The 17802-nt window shown below is 29.3% G+C and carries 20 protein-coding genes; 16 read left to right on the top strand and 4 right to left on the bottom strand.

Features of this window, described 5'->3' with window-relative positions:
• Nucleotides 1-5 precede the first annotated feature (5 nt).
• From MOV42_RS10125 to MOV42_RS10080, 10 genes are all read left to right on the top strand, one after another.
• Nucleotides 6-1010, top strand: a complete 1005-nt coding sequence (locus tag MOV42_RS10125; RefSeq protein WP_324171063.1) for an LPP20 family lipoprotein — start codon at nucleotides 6-8, stop codon at nucleotides 1008-1010.
• 36 nt (nucleotides 1011-1046) lie between these two features.
• Entirely contained in the window at nucleotides 1047-1784 is a 738-nt protein-coding gene (locus tag MOV42_RS10120) for a hypothetical protein (protein ID WP_324171062.1), read from the top strand.
• A gap of 32 nt (nucleotides 1785-1816) precedes the next feature.
• Nucleotides 1817-2764 (top strand): MoxR family ATPase, encoded by a 948-nt coding sequence (locus MOV42_RS10115; protein ID WP_324171061.1) that lies wholly within the window; start codon nucleotides 1817-1819, stop codon nucleotides 2762-2764.
• Between the two features lie 81 nt (nucleotides 2765-2845).
• Nucleotides 2846-3400: a zeta toxin family protein gene (locus MOV42_RS10110; protein ID WP_324171060.1), complete on the top strand. Its 555-nt coding sequence runs from the start codon at nucleotides 2846-2848 to the stop codon at nucleotides 3398-3400.
• A complete protein-coding gene (locus tag MOV42_RS10105; RefSeq protein WP_324171059.1) occupies nucleotides 3391-3609 on the top strand; it encodes a hypothetical protein in 219 nt (72 codons plus the stop codon). Before MOV42_RS10110 ends, MOV42_RS10105 begins: the two co-directional genes overlap by 10 nt.
• A gap of 14 nt (nucleotides 3610-3623) precedes the next feature.
• On the top strand, nucleotides 3624-4445 hold the full coding sequence (locus MOV42_RS10100; protein ID WP_324171058.1) for a DUF58 domain-containing protein: 822 nt from the start codon (nucleotides 3624-3626) through the stop codon (nucleotides 4443-4445).
• The gene (locus tag MOV42_RS10095; protein ID WP_324171057.1) at nucleotides 4446-4850 is read left to right on the top strand and encodes a hypothetical protein; all 405 of its coding nucleotides are present in this window, start codon (nucleotides 4446-4448) and stop codon (nucleotides 4848-4850) included.
• Complete coding sequence (locus MOV42_RS10090; RefSeq protein ID WP_324171056.1) at nucleotides 4843-5772, top strand: VWA domain-containing protein; 930 nt, start codon at nucleotides 4843-4845, stop codon at nucleotides 5770-5772. The genes MOV42_RS10095 and MOV42_RS10090 overlap by 8 nt, the downstream gene beginning before the upstream one ends.
• Nucleotides 5772-7628: a VWA domain-containing protein gene (locus tag MOV42_RS10085; RefSeq protein ID WP_324171055.1), complete on the top strand. Its 1857-nt coding sequence runs from the start codon at nucleotides 5772-5774 to the stop codon at nucleotides 7626-7628. The genes MOV42_RS10090 and MOV42_RS10085 overlap by 1 nt, the downstream gene beginning before the upstream one ends.
• On the top strand, nucleotides 7612-9027 hold the full coding sequence (locus MOV42_RS10080; RefSeq protein ID WP_324171054.1) for a BatD family protein: 1416 nt from the start codon (nucleotides 7612-7614) through the stop codon (nucleotides 9025-9027). Before MOV42_RS10085 ends, MOV42_RS10080 begins: the two co-directional genes overlap by 17 nt.
• Here MOV42_RS10080 and MOV42_RS10075 read toward each other — a convergent pair.
• Nucleotides 9024-9854, bottom strand: coding sequence for a prephenate dehydrogenase (locus MOV42_RS10075; protein ID WP_324171053.1), 831 nt, complete (start codon nucleotides 9852-9854; stop codon nucleotides 9024-9026). The two genes, MOV42_RS10080 and MOV42_RS10075, sit on opposite strands and share 4 nt — an antisense overlap.
• Nucleotides 9855-9952: 98 nt before the next feature.
• Here MOV42_RS10075 and bamA point away from each other — a divergent pair, with 98 nt between their 5' ends.
• Nucleotides 9953-12196, top strand: coding sequence for an outer membrane protein assembly factor BamA (gene bamA, locus MOV42_RS10070; RefSeq protein WP_324171052.1), 2244 nt, complete (start codon nucleotides 9953-9955; stop codon nucleotides 12194-12196).
• A gap of 3 nt (nucleotides 12197-12199) precedes the next feature.
• On the opposite strand, the gene MOV42_RS10065 is transcribed toward bamA, so the two are convergent.
• Both MOV42_RS10065 and MOV42_RS10060 read right to left on the bottom strand, forming a co-directional pair.
• Nucleotides 12200-13660, bottom strand: coding sequence for a Ppx/GppA phosphatase family protein (locus MOV42_RS10065; RefSeq protein WP_324171051.1), 1461 nt, complete (start codon nucleotides 13658-13660; stop codon nucleotides 12200-12202).
• Nucleotides 13661-13671: 11 nt separating this feature from the next.
• Nucleotides 13672-13923 carry a YfhL family 4Fe-4S dicluster ferredoxin gene (locus MOV42_RS10060; RefSeq protein ID WP_324171050.1) on the bottom strand — a complete coding sequence of 84 codons (252 nt, stop codon included), beginning with the start codon at nucleotides 13921-13923 and terminating at the stop codon, nucleotides 13672-13674.
• A gap of 147 nt (nucleotides 13924-14070) precedes the next feature.
• On the opposite strand from MOV42_RS10060, the gene MOV42_RS10055 reads away from it, so the two are divergent.
• From MOV42_RS10055 to MOV42_RS10045, 3 genes are read left to right on the top strand one after another with little or no spacing between them, the layout of a single operon-like run.
• Nucleotides 14071-14397: a hypothetical protein gene (locus tag MOV42_RS10055; RefSeq protein WP_324171049.1), complete on the top strand. Its 327-nt coding sequence runs from the start codon at nucleotides 14071-14073 to the stop codon at nucleotides 14395-14397.
• Between the two features lies 1 nt (nucleotide 14398).
• Nucleotides 14399-14755 (top strand): hypothetical protein, encoded by a 357-nt coding sequence (locus MOV42_RS10050; RefSeq protein WP_324171048.1) that lies wholly within the window; start codon nucleotides 14399-14401, stop codon nucleotides 14753-14755.
• Complete coding sequence (locus MOV42_RS10045; protein ID WP_324171047.1) at nucleotides 14736-15695, top strand: WD40 repeat domain-containing protein; 960 nt, start codon at nucleotides 14736-14738, stop codon at nucleotides 15693-15695. Before MOV42_RS10050 ends, MOV42_RS10045 begins: the two co-directional genes overlap by 20 nt.
• On the opposite strand, the gene MOV42_RS10040 is transcribed toward MOV42_RS10045, so the two are convergent.
• A complete protein-coding gene (locus MOV42_RS10040) occupies nucleotides 15677-15934 on the bottom strand; it encodes a GIY-YIG nuclease family protein (protein WP_324171046.1) in 258 nt (85 codons plus the stop codon). The two genes, MOV42_RS10045 and MOV42_RS10040, sit on opposite strands and share 19 nt — an antisense overlap.
• Before the next feature lie 49 nt (nucleotides 15935-15983).
• Here MOV42_RS10040 and MOV42_RS10035 point away from each other — a divergent pair, with 49 nt between their 5' ends.
• Nucleotides 15984-16949, top strand: a complete 966-nt coding sequence (locus tag MOV42_RS10035; RefSeq protein ID WP_324171045.1) for a 5'-nucleotidase — start codon at nucleotides 15984-15986, stop codon at nucleotides 16947-16949.
• A 101-nt stretch (nucleotides 16950-17050) separates the two neighbouring features.
• On the top strand, nucleotides 17051-17800 hold the full coding sequence (locus tag MOV42_RS10030; protein ID WP_324171044.1) for a response regulator: 750 nt from the start codon (nucleotides 17051-17053) through the stop codon (nucleotides 17798-17800).
• Nucleotides 17801-17802: the final 2 nt, after the last annotated feature.

Raw genomic sequence — 17802 nt, 5'->3', positions numbered from 1 at the left:
TATTCATGCAAATAAAAGCATTCTTTTTATTACTTACAATTACTTTTTTTAGTGCATGTGGAGCTTCGGCTTCACCATCAGCAAATAGTGCAGTGCTTAGTTGGTTAACTAATCCACCTTCTGATACAAGTAAATACTTTTATGCAGTTGGGTATGGAGATACTCAAAAAAATGCTAAAAGTGATGCCTTAGGGGTAATAAGTGCTAAAATTTCTGTATATGTTACATCTAACTTTTCAAACTCATTAACAACTAGTCGTCAAGATGGAAATGAAGATATTTTACAAAATACAAAGAATGAAGTAGTGAGTAAAAGTAAAAACATTGAGTATAGTGATGTTAAAGTACAAGAGAGTTTAAACGAGGGCGGAAAATGGACTCTCTTAGTTCAAGTTGATAGAGCTATATTAACTGCTACCTATGAAAGAAAACTGAAAAAAGTAGATGATAAAATAAAAGCAGAATGGGAAATATATCAAGATGCTAGTTATTTTGAAAAACTAAAACTTTCTTCTGTTATAAATAAGTATTTAAAGCAAACAGATACATTTTTTCCTCTTTTACATGCGCTAAATACAAATTATGATGACTCAAAATATACTAATAGATACTTGACATATACAAAAGAGATGCGAAAAGCAAAGAGTGAGTTGGTTTTTAAGATAAAGTCTGATAAAAATTCAGAATCTTTAGCTTCACTTATTCGTTCAGAACTAAGTGTACAGAATGCTACTTTTAATAATAAAAATTACAATGTTCTTATAAAGATAACAACAAAAGCAAAAATTAGAAAAGTAAACTCTACAAATGAGGAGTTTAAAAAACTTACAATTGCTCTTAGAAAGACAGTAATTAAAGCGACTGATAGAAAAGGAAATATAGTTTCAAATGTTATGTATAAAACAAAAGCTGGTTCTTCAGAAGGTTTTGAAGATGCAATCGCGAGAGTTTCAAAATATGAAGCTATGATTGAAAAGAAAGGTATCATCTCTTTTATTACAGGTAATTAATCCAAGTTTGGATTAATTTACCTACATTAGGCATCTATGTTTTCTCAACCTCAAATATATAATATTTCATCGCAAAAACTTCAAGACCAACTATTTTTTGATTATATCTGTTCAGATATGAGTAATAATTACTATTGGAGTGAGGATTGGAGTGAGTCTTTTTACATAGAACTAGCTTGTGCAGGTTTTATATGTACAACTTACAACTCTAAAGATTCTTTAGTATTACTTCCAGAGTTACAATTTAATTATGCAATTTTAGATTTTAAAAACCTTCATATTTCACATAAAGTTAAAACACTTATAAATAAAAATGATTATATATTTTGCATAAATACAAGGTTTGATGAGGTTTTAAAAAAGATAGATTCTAAACATAAATATAATTGGTTAAAAGATGAATATGTAGAACTTTTAAAAAAACTTTTTAGAAGTAATACTCAAGAAAAAAATTTTAAAATAGTCTCAGTTGAAGTTATTTGTAAAAATACAGATGAACTAATATCAGGAGAAATCGGTTATATCATAGGTAAAACATATACGAGTTTAAGTGGTTTTTCTTCAAAAGAAAAAAAGTATGCAAATTATGGTAACTTACAACTAGTTTTACTTTCAAAATTTTTAGAAAAAAAAGGCTTTATTTTTTGGAATTTAGGTCATCCGCATATGGAATATAAAAAACGACTTGGTTGTGAAGTTTATACAAGAGAATTTTTTTTAAAAAGGTGGAAGGAAGCTGTCGTTTTACCAATGATTTACCCCTATTTGATATAATTTTATTACATTAAAAATAAGGTCACTTGAGTATGATTTCTAAAATACAAACAATCAAAAAAGAAGTAGCAAAAGTAGTTGTTGGGCAAGACAAGATGATAGATGGGCTTTTAATAGCTCTGCTTTGTGAAGGTCACATACTTATAGAAGGTGTTCCTGGACTTGCTAAAACTACAACAGTAAATGCACTTTCAAAATCTTTGGGTTTAAATTTCAAAAGAGTGCAGTTTACCCCTGACTTACTTCCTTCTGACATACTTGGTGCAGAAATTTATGACCCTCAAAACAATAGTTTTAAAATCAAAAAAGGTCCTATATTTACAAACTTGCTTTTAGCAGATGAAATTAACCGTGCTCCTGCAAAAGTTCAATCTGCCTTACTTGAAGTTATGCAAGAAAAACAGATAACGCTTGGCGATACAACATTTAAACTAGACCCACCATTTTTTGTTATGGCTACGCAAAATCCAGTTGAACAAGAGGGTGTTTACCAACTTCCAGAAGCTCAATTAGATAGATTTATGCTTAAAATTGTTGTTGATTACAATACAAAAGAAGAAGAGTTAGAGATAGCAAAAAGAATTTCTAGTGGAAATATTGAAGAGATTAAAGCTGTTGTTACACATGAAGAACTAGAAGCGTTAAAAGAAGAAATAAAAGCAATTCATATAGATGAAGAAGTTCAAAAGTACATTATAGAACTTGTAAATGCTACGAGGAATCCTAGTGATTATGGTCTTGAAGAATTGAAAAACTATATACAATTTGGAGCTTCTCCTCGTGTTAGTATAGATATGTTTAAAGCAGTTAAAGCAATGGCATATTTAAGAGGTAAAGATTTTGTAACTCCTGTTGATGTTGCATTTATAGTAAAAGAGATTATGCGTCATCGTATTATATTGACTTATGAAGCAGAAGCAGAGGGCATTACAACTGACGAGATAATTCAAAAAGTTTTAGAGACTATTGCGATTCCATAGATGAAACCTATATTTCAAAAGAGAGTTTTACAAAGCTATCCAGAATGGTATATGAGCTTTTAAAGAAATGGAGATAACAAAATGACTCTATACATAATAGCAGGAGCAAACGGAAGTGGTAAAACTACCTTTGCTAAAGAGTTTTCTAAAAAAAATGATTTTTATTTTATAAATGCAGATGAGATTGCAAAAGAGTTGGATGCTGATAATCTAACAAAATATAAAATTAAAGCTGGAAAGATATTTTTTCAAGAATTTAATTCTAGTTTATTGCTTAAAAAATCATTTATGATAGAAACAACTTTATCTGGAAAATATTTAGTTAAATATATAAATAGAGCCAAAGATTTAGGTTATAAAGTTGTCCTGATTTATCTTTTCTTAGAAGAACCTCAAACAAATATTGGTAGAGTGAAAAACAGAGTGTTAAATGGTGGGCATAATGTTCCAACAGATGATATAATAAGAAGATTTTACAGAAGTAAAAATCTATTTTGTACTCTTTATAAAGATATAGTATCATCATGGAGTATTTACTATAATTCAAATGAAATATTTGAAAAAATTGCAGATAATAAGATAGTTCTTGATAGTGAAAAGTATACTAAATTTAAAAAGGACACAAAATGCCAATAGACACAAAGCTAACAGAAGATGAACTTATACAGCAAATAGGAAATAATGCAGTAAGAGAAGCTCAAAGAAAAAGCCTTGAAAATGGTATTCCTAATGTGTATAGTAAAAATGGAGTTGTATATTATCAGCTTCCTGATGGAACTATTACAATGGAAAATCCTTTTGAGAATGGAAAGTTGCAAGAGAGACTTAAAGTTTTGGTCGGTTAGATATTTTGAGTAAATTGCAAAAGATTTTAGTTCGTGCTAGACGCCAAGTTTTTAGTGAAATGGTTGGAAACAATCCATCTATTTTTCAAGGTGAAGGTTACGATTTTATAGAGTTACGAGAGTATATGCCAGGAGATGACATTCGTCATATTGATTGGAATATCACAGCTAAAATGCAAAAACCATTTATAAAAATCTTTCGTGAAGAAAGAGAGTTAAATGTTGTTTTAGTTTCTATTTTAAACGGAAGTGTTCATTTTGGCTCTAAAAAATTTAAACAAGATTCCATTGCTGATATATCAGCACTTTTGAGTTTTTCGACACTTAAAAATGGTGACTTATTAAGTTCATATATTTTTACAGATGAAATGATTTCAAATACTAAACCAAGTAAAAAACTTCATCAAATTCAAAAAAATGTATCAGATATTTTAGATTTTGATGCCATAAATAAAAAGGTTGATTTTAAAGTTGTGGCTGATACCCTTTATAAACGACTAAAAAGAAAATCTTTAATCATAATTATGGGAGATTTTTTTGAGATACCAAACTTTAAACTTTTGGCAAAAAAACATGAGGTTATATCTATAATAGTTAGAGATACATTAGAAGAGAATCCACCTCAGATGGGTTTCGCTTCTTTAGTTGACCCAGAAAGTGGAGCAACACTAGAAGGTGATTTTAATGCATCTAGTGTAAAAGCTTATGCAAAAAAAGTAAAGATGCATGACCATAATCTATATGAAACTTTTAGAAAAGATCAGGTTAGATTTACAAAAATATATACTCACTCACAAGAGAGTGTAGAACTTAGACGATTATTTGAGGGTAGGTAGATGCAAGAAAAAAGTTTTGATATTCCGTTGCATGATATAAAACCACTTTTAGAAATTCAAGAGTATTCTTTGTATTATTTTTTGGCTCTTGTTTTTTTGGTAATTATCCTTTTGCTTGTAATTTCTTATCTTATTTACAAATGGATAAAGGCAAAAAATGCATTTAATCAGAGAAAAGAGAATTTAAAAATCATTAATGCTCTTGACCTAAAAGAGACTAAAAATTCAGCTTATCAGATTACTTCTTTAGGATTAGTATTTAAAGATGACAGTTTAAGACATAAAGATATGTATGAAGACTTAGTTCAAAGACTAGAAGTTTATAAATATAGACAAAATGTAACAGAATTTGATAGTGATATTTTAGGTTATATTGAACTTTATAAAGGTATGCTTGATGTTTGATGGACTTTACTTTGAGTTTCCTTTTCTTCTTCTAATAATTTTAATCTTTATGATTTGTGCAAAATATTGCAAGATGAAATTGCCATCACTATATTTTCCTCATACAAAAGATTTTGTGAACTCTAGTGTATCAGCATCTAAGCTTTTATTCTTTTTAAAATGGCTTGGAGTAGTTATGTTAGTTGTAGCTTTGATGTCACCTGTAAAAGATGAGCCTTATGAGTTAGAACCAAAAGATGGTTATGAAATAGCACTTATTTTAGATGCATCCCACTCTATGGGAATTAAAGGTTTTGATGTAGTTAATCCGAATCTATCAAGATTTGATGTTGTTATAGATATAGTTAGTAAGTTCATTAAAGCAAGACAAAATGACAACATAGGTTTGGTTGTTTTTGGATCATACTCTTTTATAGCATCTCCTCTAACTTATGATGCTAATATTTTAAATAAAATTCTTTCTCAACTCTATATTGGAATGGCAGAAAAATATACAGCACTTTACACTTCTTTAGCTCAAGGTGTAAACCTTTTAAAGATGAGTGAGTCTAAAAGTAAGGTAGCTATTTTACTCACTGATGGAGACTCAACACCAAGCATAGATAAAATTCCACTTGATGTAGCGCTAGAAATGGCAATAAAAGAGGGGATCAAAGTTTACCCTATTGGAATAGGTATGCCGCATGAATATAATAGGGAAGTTTTACTGAATATTGCTGAAAAAACTGGTGGAAAAGCATTTGGAGCATCTAGTGCGATGGAGCTAGAAGAAGTATATGCCATGATAGATAAGCTTGAAAAGTCAAAAATTCAAGCTCAAACTTTTTCATATATTAAATATTACTACACATATCCTTTATTTTTATCTTTATTATCTTTGATGCTTTATGTATATTTGAGAAATAAAAGAGGGAGTGTTTAATGAGTTTTTTACATCCTGAATTTTTATACTATATGTTGCCACCTCTTTTTATTTTATTTTTTATTTTACTTAGACAAAAGGAGAGCGAGGCTCATTTTTTTAGTAAAGAAGTTATGGATAAGCTTAGAGTTAGTGCAAATACTTTAAGCATCCGTGCAAGAAACGCACTCTTTTTTCTTATGGGATTTTTTATCATCATCGCTTTAGCACAACCAGTAATAGATGATGGTAAGGTTCTAGTAAAAGCTAAAAGTTCAGATATTATGATTGCTTTTGATATTTCAGACTCTATGCTTGCTGAGGATGTTTATCCAAATCGTTTAAATTTAGCAAAACAAAAAGCATTGACACTACTAAAATATTCTACAAATCAAAGAGTTGGTTTAATGGCATTTGCAAAAAATTCTTACCTAGTCTCTCCTCTTAGTTTTGATACAAAAGCAGTTTCTTTTTTACTAACTCAACTAGACACGACTTCCATAACAGAAAAAGGAACAGACTTTTTTTCCATCTTAGAAACTTTTGCATTATCATCAAAAAGTAAAATGCAAAAGTATCTTTTAATTTTAAGTGATGGTGGAGATGCAGATGATTTTTCAGATGAAATATCATTTGCAAAGGAAAATAATATTGTTGTTTTTGTTTTGGCAATAGGCACAAGTAAAGGTGCACCTATAAAACTTCGAGATGGAACTTTCATAAAACATAATGGAGATATTTTAGTATCAAGATTAAATGAAAATATAGCAGATTTAGCTGTTAAAACTGGTGGTGTATATATAGCTAATACAACTTCAAACAGAGATATTATGACAATGCTAAAAGAGATAAAAAGTATAAGCAGTACAAAAGAGTTAAAAAGTGAAGAGATTCATAAATATATACCTCTTTTTTATTATCCTTTGGCTATGTCACTTTTACTATTGCTAATTGCGACTAGTTCAATAGGTAGAAAAATAAATAACTCATCTGCTAGTGGATTGGCACTTCTTTTCTTTATGTTAGCATCTATAGATGCTAGGGCAGGGTTGATGGATTTTATGCAACTTAGAGATGCTAAAAAAGCTTATGAAAAGGGTGATTATAAAAAGTCAGCATCTATTTATGAGGAGTATGCGAATAAATCGCAAGACCCACATAGTTATTTTAATGCAGGTAATGCTTTTTATAAACAAAAAAAATATAAAGAAGCTGTAAAGTTGTATGAAAAAGTAATATTTCAAAAAGATAAATATAAAGCTATGAAGTTTGCTAATTTAGGTAATGCACATGCTAAGCAAGGAAAACAAGATAATTTAGAAAAAGCAAAAAAATATTATGAACAATCTTTAAAATTAGTAGAGGATGATAATATTAAAAAAAATTTGGAAGAAGTAAAAAAAAGAATAAAAAAGAAAAAAGAAGAAGCACAAGAAGGCGGAGATAAAGAAGGTAAAAAAGAAGATAAAGATGGTAATGAAAAGATGAATAAAAAAGATAAGAATGGAGATAAAGACTCAAAAGAAAAAGATAAAAATAAAAAAGATGAAGATAGCTCTAAATCAAAAGACTCAAAAGATAAAAAACAAAAATCTGATGATATGAAGAATAAAGAGGAAAAAGATTCTCAAAAAGAACAAAATGATAAAGCGAAACAAGAAGAACGAGAGAAACAAAAACTTGATAAGTTAGAAAAAGATAAAGATAAAAAAGATGATAAGTCATCAGGTAAAGCTCAAAATACTTCAAAATCAAAAATGAGTGATGCAGAAGAGGCAAAATGGTTAAACGAGATTAATCTGCAAAAAAATACTTACATGTATAAACTAAATAAAGAAAAACCTAATGAGGCAAGAGATAATGAAAAACCTTGGTAAAATAATTTTTATATTATTAATAACGCATACAGTTGTATTTGCTAATGTTAGAGCAAGTGTAGATGCTAAAAATGTTGAAATAGGGGAAATGGTAACATACTCTTTGCATCTATCAGGATCTGATATTACAAGACCAATTATAAACTCTCTTTGTGGGGTTAATGTTATCTCTACATCTTCTCAAACATCTATCGAGATGATTAATGGCAGTGTCACAAGAAGCAATATATTAAGCTATAAGTTTATTCCTCAAAAAAGTTGTGTGATTGAACCAATGGAAGTAGATATAGATGGAAAAATACAAAAAAGTAATAAAGTTGAGGTTAATGTAAGAAAAATTCTAGCTAACAAAGATGCCGATTTTATTTTAATTTTAGAGAGTTCAAAAAAAGAAGTTTTTGTTGGTGAAGCTTTTGAAGTTAGTTTACTGTTAAAACAAAAAAAAGATGCTGAGGCTATTGATAGTAAATTTACACCTCCTAAGTTAAAAGGTTTTTGGATAAAAAGTGAATCACAACCTACAAGAAGCCAAGGTAAAAAATATTCAATAACAAAAATAACATATAAAATAGCAGCACAAAGAGACGGGCAGTTAAAAATAACTTCAGCACAGATGCGAATAGCTTCTAGATCTCATACACGTGATAGTTGGGGATCATGGATACCAAAAATAAAGTGGAAAACCTACTTCTCAAATGAGTTAAATATATATGTGAAAAAGTTACCAAGCGGAGCTAGTTTAGTAGGAGATTTCAGTATTAGTGCTAGTGTTGATAAAACTGAGATTAATTCAAATGAAGCAATAAACCTTAGTCTTAAAGTAGAAGGAAATGGCAATTTAGAAGATATAAAAAGTTTTAAGCCATACATAGACGAGATAAATATATTTGATGAAAAAATAGTTATTAAAGATAATGTTTTAACTCAAGAAATAGTTTTTGTTGGAGAAAATAATTTTATAATTAAACCTTTTACCCTGAAATTTTTTAATCCTCAAACAAAGCAAATACAAACTATTTCAACTCAAGCTATAAATATAAAGGTAAAAAATTCTAAAATAAAAGAAAAACTTACTATAAAAAAAGAAGAGGTAAAAGAAAAAGTTATAAAAATAAATAAAAAAGCTATATCAGACTATTGGTTTATCCTTATTTTTGTAGTAGGTATGGCATCTGGTGCTTTAATAATGTTGTTAAAATCATATAAATTTAAACAAAAAAAACAGGTAGTATCTGTAAAAGAGCCAAAAATACTTTTAGTAAAATTTCTTCCATTTAAAAATAATGAAGATGTTAAAAATATGATGGATATTTTAGAAAAAAATATTTATGAAGATGCTAAAATAGAAGTAGATAAAAAACTATTAAAAGAGTTAATTAAAAGGTACGATATTTCCTAGTCTAAGATATCATGAAGTTTATTAGCATATTCCATCTCTTGATGAACTTTTTCCCATTCATCATTTTCAATTGCTTTTTTAAGACCTGTTAATTCTGTCTGAAAAAGAGTAATTGCTTCAAGTAAATCGTTTTTATTTTGTCTAAATATATCTTCCCACATATTTGGTGAACTCTTTGCTAAGCGACTCATTGAACGAAATCCACCAGCTGCAAGAGCTAAGATGTTATCTTTCTTTTCTTGTTTCATAATAGTATTTGCAATTGAGTAAGAAATAGCATGAGGCATATGTGAGATAATAGCGGCATGACGGTCATGTTCACTAGCTTTCATAAAGTATTTTTTCATGCCAAGAGATTTAAAGATTTTTTTACTTACCTGTTGTTGATGCTCTCCACTTTTTTCTAAATCACATAGAACAACAACTTGATCCTGATATAGTCCATCAACAGCTGCTGAAGGTCCAAAGTATTCTGTTCCTGTCATTGGGTGTGCACCAACAAAGTTTTTTCGTATGGAAGATGGAATAGAAGAAATTATTTTAGATTTTGTACTACCTAAGTCTATGATAGTAAGATTTTCATCAACATCTTTTAAGTTGTGAAGTACAGAAATAACACCATCAACAGGTATCGCTAAAAAGATAACATCATAATTCTTTGTATCTTCAATGCTGATGATTTTACTAACAAGACCTAATTTTATAGCCTCTTTTTGGTGTTTTTTATTGTGGTCACTACCTACAACTTCATCTATAAAGTTTAATTTTTTCAGACTCAAAGCAAGTGAGCCACCCATAAGTCCAAGTCCAACAATTGCTATATTCATATCTCTTCTTATTTTTTAATATGAATTATACATAGTTTACTTCAAATTAACCCTAATAAAGGTAAAATCTTTTTCTATTTTATAACTATGGAATTTTAATGAGAAATTTTTTAGCAATTTTGCTAATACTATTAAGTATCAATTTATCTGCAATAACAATTAAATCAATAAGTTATGAGGGCATGGTACACATATCAAAGCCTGTTGCATTAAGAATGTTAGATTTTGAAGTCAATGACAACATTAATGAAAAGATTTTAGATAAAGCAATAAAAAAGTATTTTAAACAGGGATATTTTACTGATATTTGGATTGAGTTTAATGCTGGAAATTTAACTTTTCATTTTAAAGAAAAAGCTATTATCTCTAAAGTTGAGTTAGAGGGTTGGAAAGAAAACGATAAAGATATCTTAGATAGTGTTATCCAAATAAAAAAAGGTTCACTCTATGATAAAAAGAAGCTACTTGCTGCAAAAAAAAGAATTATAGAAGCAATCTCTCAAGATGGAAAGATTGATAGTGTTGTAGAGATAAAAGAAGAACACCTTGATAATGGAAGTATAAAAATCATATTTATCGCAAATGAAGGTGAAGAAATAATTATTGAAAATCTTGAGTATAGCGGTGTTAAAAATTTAGATGTAGATATATTTGATGAAGTCATAGCAAATAAAGAACATCAATTTATGGGTTGGCTTTGGGGGCGAAATAGTGGAGATATGAAACTTTCTGATTTAGCATATGACCCTCTTAGAATTCGTGATATGTATATGCAACATGGATATTTAGATGCTACTGTTGATGAGCCTTTTGTTAGGGTAAATTTTGATCACTACACAGCTCAAATGAGTTATCAAATAGAAGAAGGGGAAGTTTATACCATAAGTAAAATTTCTTTGCACCAAGTAGATGAAGTTGTAGATGATAAAAAAATACGAGAAATTATTGAGTTAGAAAAAGGTGAACCTTTTAATATAAAAACATTTCGTGATGATGCACAAAAAATCAAAACTCTTATAGCAGATTTAAGTTATGCCTTTGTTCAAGTAACACCAGATTTAAGAAAAAATAAAAAAGACCAAACCGTCGAAGTTATTTTTAAAATTACACCTGGTGATAAAGTAAAAATAAGAAATGTAGTAATCTCTGGAAATACAAGAACACTAGATAGAATTGTAAGAAGAGAGTTATATTTAGGTCCAGGAGATATGTATTCTCTTACTGATTTAAAAGATTCAAGAAATTCTCTTGGTAGACTTGGTTATTTTGAAGGCAACACAATAGAAGAACAAAGAATAGACAACTCTACTATGGACTTAGTTGTTAAGTTAAAAGAAGCACCAACTGGTAATATTCAAATCGGTGGTGGATATGGAAGTTATGGGGGTCTTTTAGTTACTTTAGCTGTAAATGATAGAAATATTTGGGGTTCAGGTATAAACATGGGTGTTAAAATAGAACGCTCTGGGAAGACAAACAACTACTCTTATAATATTTCAAATTCAAGATTAAATGATAGTGACTTTAGTGGTAATTTTTCTGTTTATATGTCAGATATCGAGTATAATGATTATGATGTAAGTACTTTAGGTACTGGGGTTGGAGTTGGACATAGATTTTCTAGAAGTATTAGTGGATATATGGGATATAATTACTCAAAGAATGACTATACTTTACATGATGTACTTAGTGTTGATGAAAACAATAACACAGTGAATTATTATTTTGAGAGTTACGCAAAGAGTGCTATTACTATTAGTGCTAATTTTGATAATACAGATGATTATTATTTACCAAGAGAGGGTTTTGCTTTTAAACAAAGTTTTGAAAAATCTGGTCTTGGCGGAGATGCGAACTTTTTTAAATCTAGAACAACTTTTGGAAAATATAATGGCCTTGAAGATTATATAGGCTTTGATGCTATTTTTAGATACAAGGCTAGGTTTTACTTTGCTGCAGATACAGGTTATCTTCCAATTGCTGAGAGATTTTATATGGGTGGTCTTGGGAGTGTAAGAGGTTATGAATCTTACTCTATCTCTCCGAGAATAAAAGAGAGTGATGGTAAAGATAGACTAATCGGTGGTACTCAAACCTTTTCAAATAACTTTGAACTTTCTTTACCACTTGTTCCAAAAGCTAAGATGCGATTAGTTGCTTTTTTTGACTGGGGGTTAATTGGAGGTGAGTCTTTAAGTGAATTTTCTCGCGGTGGTTATGGACTAGGATTAGAGTGGTTCTCTCCGGTTGGACCAGTTCAACTTATGTTTGCAAGACCACTTAATGTACAACCAGGAGATAGAACTTCTTCATTTGAATTTACAATGGGACAGAGATTTTAACTTTTAAAACTCTATTTTTAAGCTAGTTATAGCTTCTAGTTTTTCTACTGCTTCTTTACTTAGATGAAGTTTTTTATTTGATTTGATTTTTAATACTCCATCACAAAAAACTAAATCAAAGTCAATATTTCTTGGCCTATGAACAAGTAAAGATATGCTAAGAGACAGTAGGTAACTAAGAACATTTGTAGTATTAGTATCTGGAAGAAGTAGAGCATACTTTTGTAGATGCGAAGAAGATGGAAGTTTCTTTTTAGCATATTTACATAGAGTTGCAATAAGAATAATCTGATTATGAGTTACCCCATACTCTAATGCACTTTGAATTAGATAGTAACTATGCTTGTTTTTAGAGTAAAAATGTACATCTCCTCCACTTGGGTATAGTTTTGCAGCCATCGCTAAGTCTTTACGATATTGTTTATCTATGCCTAAGTGTAGATAAGTTAAATCGAATATTTTTTTAGCCAATGAGTTTAAAAGATTTGCAAAATTTTTCTCACTTACATGAGCATCTAGAATATACCTCATAGATGTGTTGTAGTGTGTTGGAAACTTATCTTTAGAACCTCTTAGTAAGTCACTTAAAAATACACCTTCTCTAACTCCTACACCACTTGTTACAACTTTTTTAATAGAAAGCTTTTTTAGTATTCTTTGGAGTATCATAACTCCAGGTTTAATTATGTCAAACCTTTCACTTCTTATGCCAAGTTTTGTAAGTTCTTTATTGTCCGCATTCAAAACAGCATTTAAAAAATTATTTAGCTCATCACTATCATAAGTAAAAGCATGAGTCTTGTTTAGCGGATATTTTTTATTTTTTAAAATAGCTGTGGAAATTGCTCTAAATGTTCCTCCAAGTCCAATGATAGTATTTACATTTTTATCATTTAATACTTCAAGTTTTGAGTCTATATATTTTATAGCTTCATCTATTTTTTGGCAATCGCAAAAAAGTTCTTTAATCCTAATGGTACCGAGATTAATAGACATAGTGTTTAAAATGCGTTTATCATCAATTAGAGCTAATTCAGTAGAACCTCCACCTATATCTATGCTAATTGCATTTTTTTGCGTTGGCAGTAAGTTAGCACAAGCAATTGCACCTAAGTAAGCTTCTTTTTGACCATCTATTATTTTAATGTTTAGATTTAACTCTTTTTTTACTCTTAAAATAAATTCTTGTTTGTTTGGTGCTTCTCTTAACGCTGATGTCGCTACGCATAAAGTTTTTCTAGCTTTATATGAGGTAATAATAGTTAAAAAGTCTCGAAGGGCATCTACTGTTCTTTTGATTGCTTCTTCTTGAAGGTTATTATTATTTTGGTAAGCATTTTGTGAAAGTCTGACTCTGCTTTTTGACTCATTTAAAAGATGAAAAGCAAAACGAGATGTTTTTTCATAAACAGCTAGCCTTATTGAGCTAGAACCTATGTCGATAACTGCTACTCGTTTTGCCATTGAAAGTTCAGTTACTCTTCTGTTTTTAAATTTTTGTATTTAAACTGTAGTTCTGCGATCGATTCAACATTGTCTTTGTCTAAAACAATGCAATCTACGGGGCATACTGAGATACAAGCTGGTTCATCATAGATACTAACACACTCTATGCATCTATCAGGGTCTATATAGTACACGGGGTCACCCTCTTCTATCGCAGTAGTTGGACACTCTTCACGACATGCATCACATGCAATGCATTCGTTATTAATTAGTAAAGCCATTAAAAAAAACCTCAAATATTTTATATCTCCGAGTTTATATCCAATCTAAGCTTTAAGATATTTTAAAATATCTATATTTGATTTAAATTTGCGTAATTTATTATATAGATTCGTTATAATGCCAATTTTAAACATGGAGAGTAATGTATGAATACAGAAGGTATTGACCCAAAAGTATTAGATAGTATTTACAATGAGGCTATTTTATTTGTTGTAGTTTTTTTTAGTATGTCTGTAATCTCTTGGATTTGGTCTAGAAGAAATGCAAAAAAATATGAGATTGATAATCCTCTTGAAGAAAGAAGAAAAGCTAAAAAAGATGCCTTTAAAAAAGAAATAAGAATTATTCACACAAAAGGTAAAGAGTTTAAAGATAGACGCCTTAATGAGCTTGTTAATATGCTTAGAGATGATATACTATATAAAGATGAATTTGAACTACTGAAGAAAAATTTAGAAGTAAAAGAAGATTAAAATGGAAATGCTTATTGAAAATGCTTTAAATATTGGAACTGATGAGTTTTATAGGGCATTGAGATATAGGCTATCATTAGTAGTAATGTTAATTAATACACAAAATAAAGATGCTTTTAACATACTAGAAAAGATGATACGCAAGTCAGATGTACTCCAGCAAATTGATTCAGATACTATAGTTATCTTTTTATCTCACACAACTAAAGATGAATCAACTCTTTTTATTGATAAAATAAAAGACAAATTTAACTTTTCATATACTGTTTCTGAATACAATGGAGAGAAAAATAAAGAGAGTGAATTTAAGTTTTTAGAATCTCTTTTTTTAAAAAATGGTGATAAGCATTTATATTAAATATTTTATTCTTATTTGTTTTATTTATATACAAATAGATGCAAAAGATATTTTCCCAACATTTAAACTAAAGTCTGTTGGTTTTGTTAATGATTTTGTGATTGATAAAAATCATCTTTATGCTGCAAATGATATGGGTGTAGTTGATATTTTTGATATTAAAAAGAAACAAATAGTCAAGCAGATTGTTCTTCCACCTCTTACTACTTCAATGAATAAACTAATAGCTCCAAATATTTTAAGTGTTGATTATATCAATAATAAAGTTCTCATCGTAAGCATCGGTAAGAGTTCGTATACGAATGTATGGATTTATGAAAATAATGAACTAAAAAATATAATAAATGAAGAAAAAAAATTGTCAATTAAAGAAGCTCGTTTTTTAGATGATAAAAAAATTATATTTGGCACACTTGGCTCAGAAGTTATATTAAGAGATACTACTGAAAACTATAATGTTTATAAAATACATATCTCATATAGTGCCTTAGGCGATATGACTCTAAGTGATGATAAACAAGAGATTATAGTAGTAGATGAGGGTGGAGAAGTTAAACTCATAGATGCAAAAAGTTCTAAAGTAAAAAAAAGTTTTAAAGCGCAAAATGTTGATAATATTTTTCATGTAGCATTTAAAAATGGAGTAGTCTTAACAGCAGGACAAGATAGGAGAATGGCAGTATATGTTAAAAATCAAAAACCTTATTACATAAAAAATGATTTTTTAGTTTACTGTGTTGGTTTAAGCCCAAGTGCTAAAGTAGGGGTTTTTTCCAGAGGTGAAGAAAATTATCTACAACTATTTAATCCAAAAACAAAAGAGTTCACAGATCGTTTAGTTGGTCATAAGGCTCCACCAAACAATATAATATTTATAAATGAAAAAGAGCTTTTTAGCTCAGATGCAAGAAGAGAGATTTTTTACTGGAGGATTGATTGATTTATGAGTTGTAGTTTCTTTTCTCTTGAGAGTTTTTTTATAAAATACTCCCTTTTTGAAGCACTACTTCTATCAGGCTGAGATTCACTGTATACGAGCTTAACAGGGCGTCTATTCTTTGTATATTTTGCACCTTTATCTGAGTTGTTATGTTCATTCAATCGCCTTGTAATATCTGTGGCTATTCCAGTATAAAGAGTGCTATCGCTACACTTAAGTATATAAACAAAGTAAGTCATAGAAGAATCTTACTATAATAAAGTAATAGAGCATAAAAAAGGATATATCTTGGCACTTAACTTACAAAATACACTTGTTGTTGGCATCTCTGCAACTGCTTTATTTGACCTATCCCAAGCAGATAAATTATATAAAAAATATGCTTCTCATCCTGATAAGGCAATAGAGGTTTATAGAGATTATATGCTTAAAAATGAGGATATAGTACTTGAAAAAGGAGTTGGTTTTCCTCTTATAAAAGCACTGTTAAATTTAAATAGATTTCAAAATAAAAATGAAACTCCTTTGGTTGAAGTAGTCGTAATGTCGAGAAACTCACCAGATACTGGTGTAAGAGTATTAAATACCATAAGAGAGATTGGACTAAATATAACTCGCTCAGCATTTACAGCAGGGGAATCTAGTGCTGATTATTTAGAAGCATTTAATGTTGACTTATTTTTAACTACAAATGAAGAAGATGCTCAGGTAGTGATTGATAATAGAGTATGCGCTTCAGCAGTATTGTCAGTTTCTCCAGAGTATGAATGTGATATAAGTGATGATCAAGTTAGAATAGCTTTTGATGGAGATGCTGTACTTTTTGATGAAGAAAGTGAGATAGTTTATAAGGAAAAAGGCATAGAAGCCTTTCATGAAAATGAAAAAAAAGCACAAGATATTCCAATGAATAAAGGTCCTTTTGCTTCATTTCTAAAAAAACTTGCTTCTTTACAAGATAGACTTCCTATGAGAATGGAATTCTCTCCTGTCCGTATAGCCTTAGTTACAGCTAGAAATGCACCATCTGATATTAGAGCTATTAAAACTTTAAGACATTGGGGTGTTTATGTTGATGAAGCATTTTTTTTAGGCGGTATTACGAAAAGCAAAATTTTAAAAGCCTTTAAAGCACATATATTTTTTGATGATCAAGATGTTCACCTTGAAGATTCTTCTTTAGTTGTTCCATGTGGTAAAGTGTTGTATCCAAGTAATTGTAAACTTAATAATAAAAACATTTGTGTTATTTAGTAACAACCTATTCATATAATCATTATAGTATTGTAAATAGTACAAAGTTATATTATAATATCACAAAGTAATTACATTTATTTAATAAAAAGGGTGTTTTAATGGTTGAAAATAGTATTATTATTGTTGAAGATGATGAGATTACAGCGTTAAATCTTAATTTATCTCTGCAAAAACATGGCTATGATGTTGTAGCAGTTTGTGATAATGCAATAGATGCAAAAGTTAAAATAGAAGAGTTGGAACCAGATATAATAATCATTGATATATCTCTTGATGAAAGCAATGATGGCATAGAATTGGGTAATACTGTAAGACAAGAATATAATATTCCGTTTATTTATCTCACTTCTTATAGTGATGATGACATGATATCTCAAGCAAAACAAACTGAACCTTATGGTTATATTGTTAAGCCTTTTGATCCATCTTCTCTTCATGCAACTCTTCAGATGGCAATTTTTAAGTATGAAGTTGAAAATAAAAGAAAAGTAAATATAGAAGAATCAAATGTAAATGATTTTGATATTGAAAAATTATTACATGCAAAAAAAGATATAGATAAACCAATCGTATATTTTGGAGATGAATATTATCTTGATATAGGTATAAGTGAAACATTTTTTAAAGATAAAAAAATTAAACTTACTAAAAAAGAGAATGCTTTTTTGCGTCTTTTAGTCGCTCAACTTGCTAGTGTTGTTACATTTGAGCAAGCAATGGACTATGTTTGGCAAGAGAGTGGAGCAACAGCAAATAGTGTTAGAACACTGGTTTGGAGACTTAGAAATAAGTTGCCAACAGATATTATTAAAAATGCTTCAGGCATTGGTTATTGTATAGAAGAGTAGAA

It is taken from the genome of Sulfurimonas sp. (assembly GCF_029027405.1).
In the GTDB taxonomy this organism is placed as follows: Bacteria; Campylobacterota; Campylobacteria; order Campylobacterales; family Sulfurimonadaceae; genus Sulfurimonas.
Note: the sequence above shows the minus strand (reverse complement) of the source record. Positions and strands in the feature narration are given on the sequence as shown.

Coding starts and splice junctions, on each gene's coding strand:
- MOV42_RS10050 (WP_324171048.1), top strand. CDS start 14,399: ATGGAAATGCTTATTGAAAATGCTTTAAATATTGGAACTGATGAGTTT.
- MOV42_RS10040 (WP_324171046.1), bottom strand. CDS start 15,934: ATGACTTACTTTGTTTATATACTTAAGTGTAGCGATAGCACTCTTTAT.
- MOV42_RS10080 (WP_324171054.1), top strand. CDS start 7,612: ATGAAAAACCTTGGTAAAATAATTTTTATATTATTAATAACGCATACA.
- MOV42_RS10110 (WP_324171060.1), top strand. CDS start 2,846: ATGACTCTATACATAATAGCAGGAGCAAACGGAAGTGGTAAAACTACC.
- MOV42_RS10125 (WP_324171063.1), top strand. CDS start 6: ATGCAAATAAAAGCATTCTTTTTATTACTTACAATTACTTTTTTTAGT.
- MOV42_RS10115 (WP_324171061.1), top strand. CDS start 1,817: ATGATTTCTAAAATACAAACAATCAAAAAAGAAGTAGCAAAAGTAGTT.
- MOV42_RS10055 (WP_324171049.1), top strand. CDS start 14,071: ATGAATACAGAAGGTATTGACCCAAAAGTATTAGATAGTATTTACAAT.
- MOV42_RS10120 (WP_324171062.1), top strand. CDS start 1,047: ATGTTTTCTCAACCTCAAATATATAATATTTCATCGCAAAAACTTCAA.
- MOV42_RS10090 (WP_324171056.1), top strand. CDS start 4,843: ATGTTTGATGGACTTTACTTTGAGTTTCCTTTTCTTCTTCTAATAATT.
- MOV42_RS10065 (WP_324171051.1), bottom strand. CDS start 13,660: ATGGCAAAACGAGTAGCAGTTATCGACATAGGTTCTAGCTCAATAAGG.
- MOV42_RS10030 (WP_324171044.1), top strand. CDS start 17,051: ATGGTTGAAAATAGTATTATTATTGTTGAAGATGATGAGATTACAGCG.
- MOV42_RS10060 (WP_324171050.1), bottom strand. CDS start 13,923: ATGGCTTTACTAATTAATAACGAATGCATTGCATGTGATGCATGTCGT.
- MOV42_RS10085 (WP_324171055.1), top strand. CDS start 5,772: ATGAGTTTTTTACATCCTGAATTTTTATACTATATGTTGCCACCTCTT.
- MOV42_RS10075 (WP_324171053.1), bottom strand. CDS start 9,854: ATGAATATAGCAATTGTTGGACTTGGACTTATGGGTGGCTCACTTGCT.
- MOV42_RS10095 (WP_324171057.1), top strand. CDS start 4,446: ATGCAAGAAAAAAGTTTTGATATTCCGTTGCATGATATAAAACCACTT.
- bamA (WP_324171052.1), top strand. CDS start 9,953: ATGAGAAATTTTTTAGCAATTTTGCTAATACTATTAAGTATCAATTTA.
- MOV42_RS10105 (WP_324171059.1), top strand. CDS start 3,391: ATGCCAATAGACACAAAGCTAACAGAAGATGAACTTATACAGCAAATA.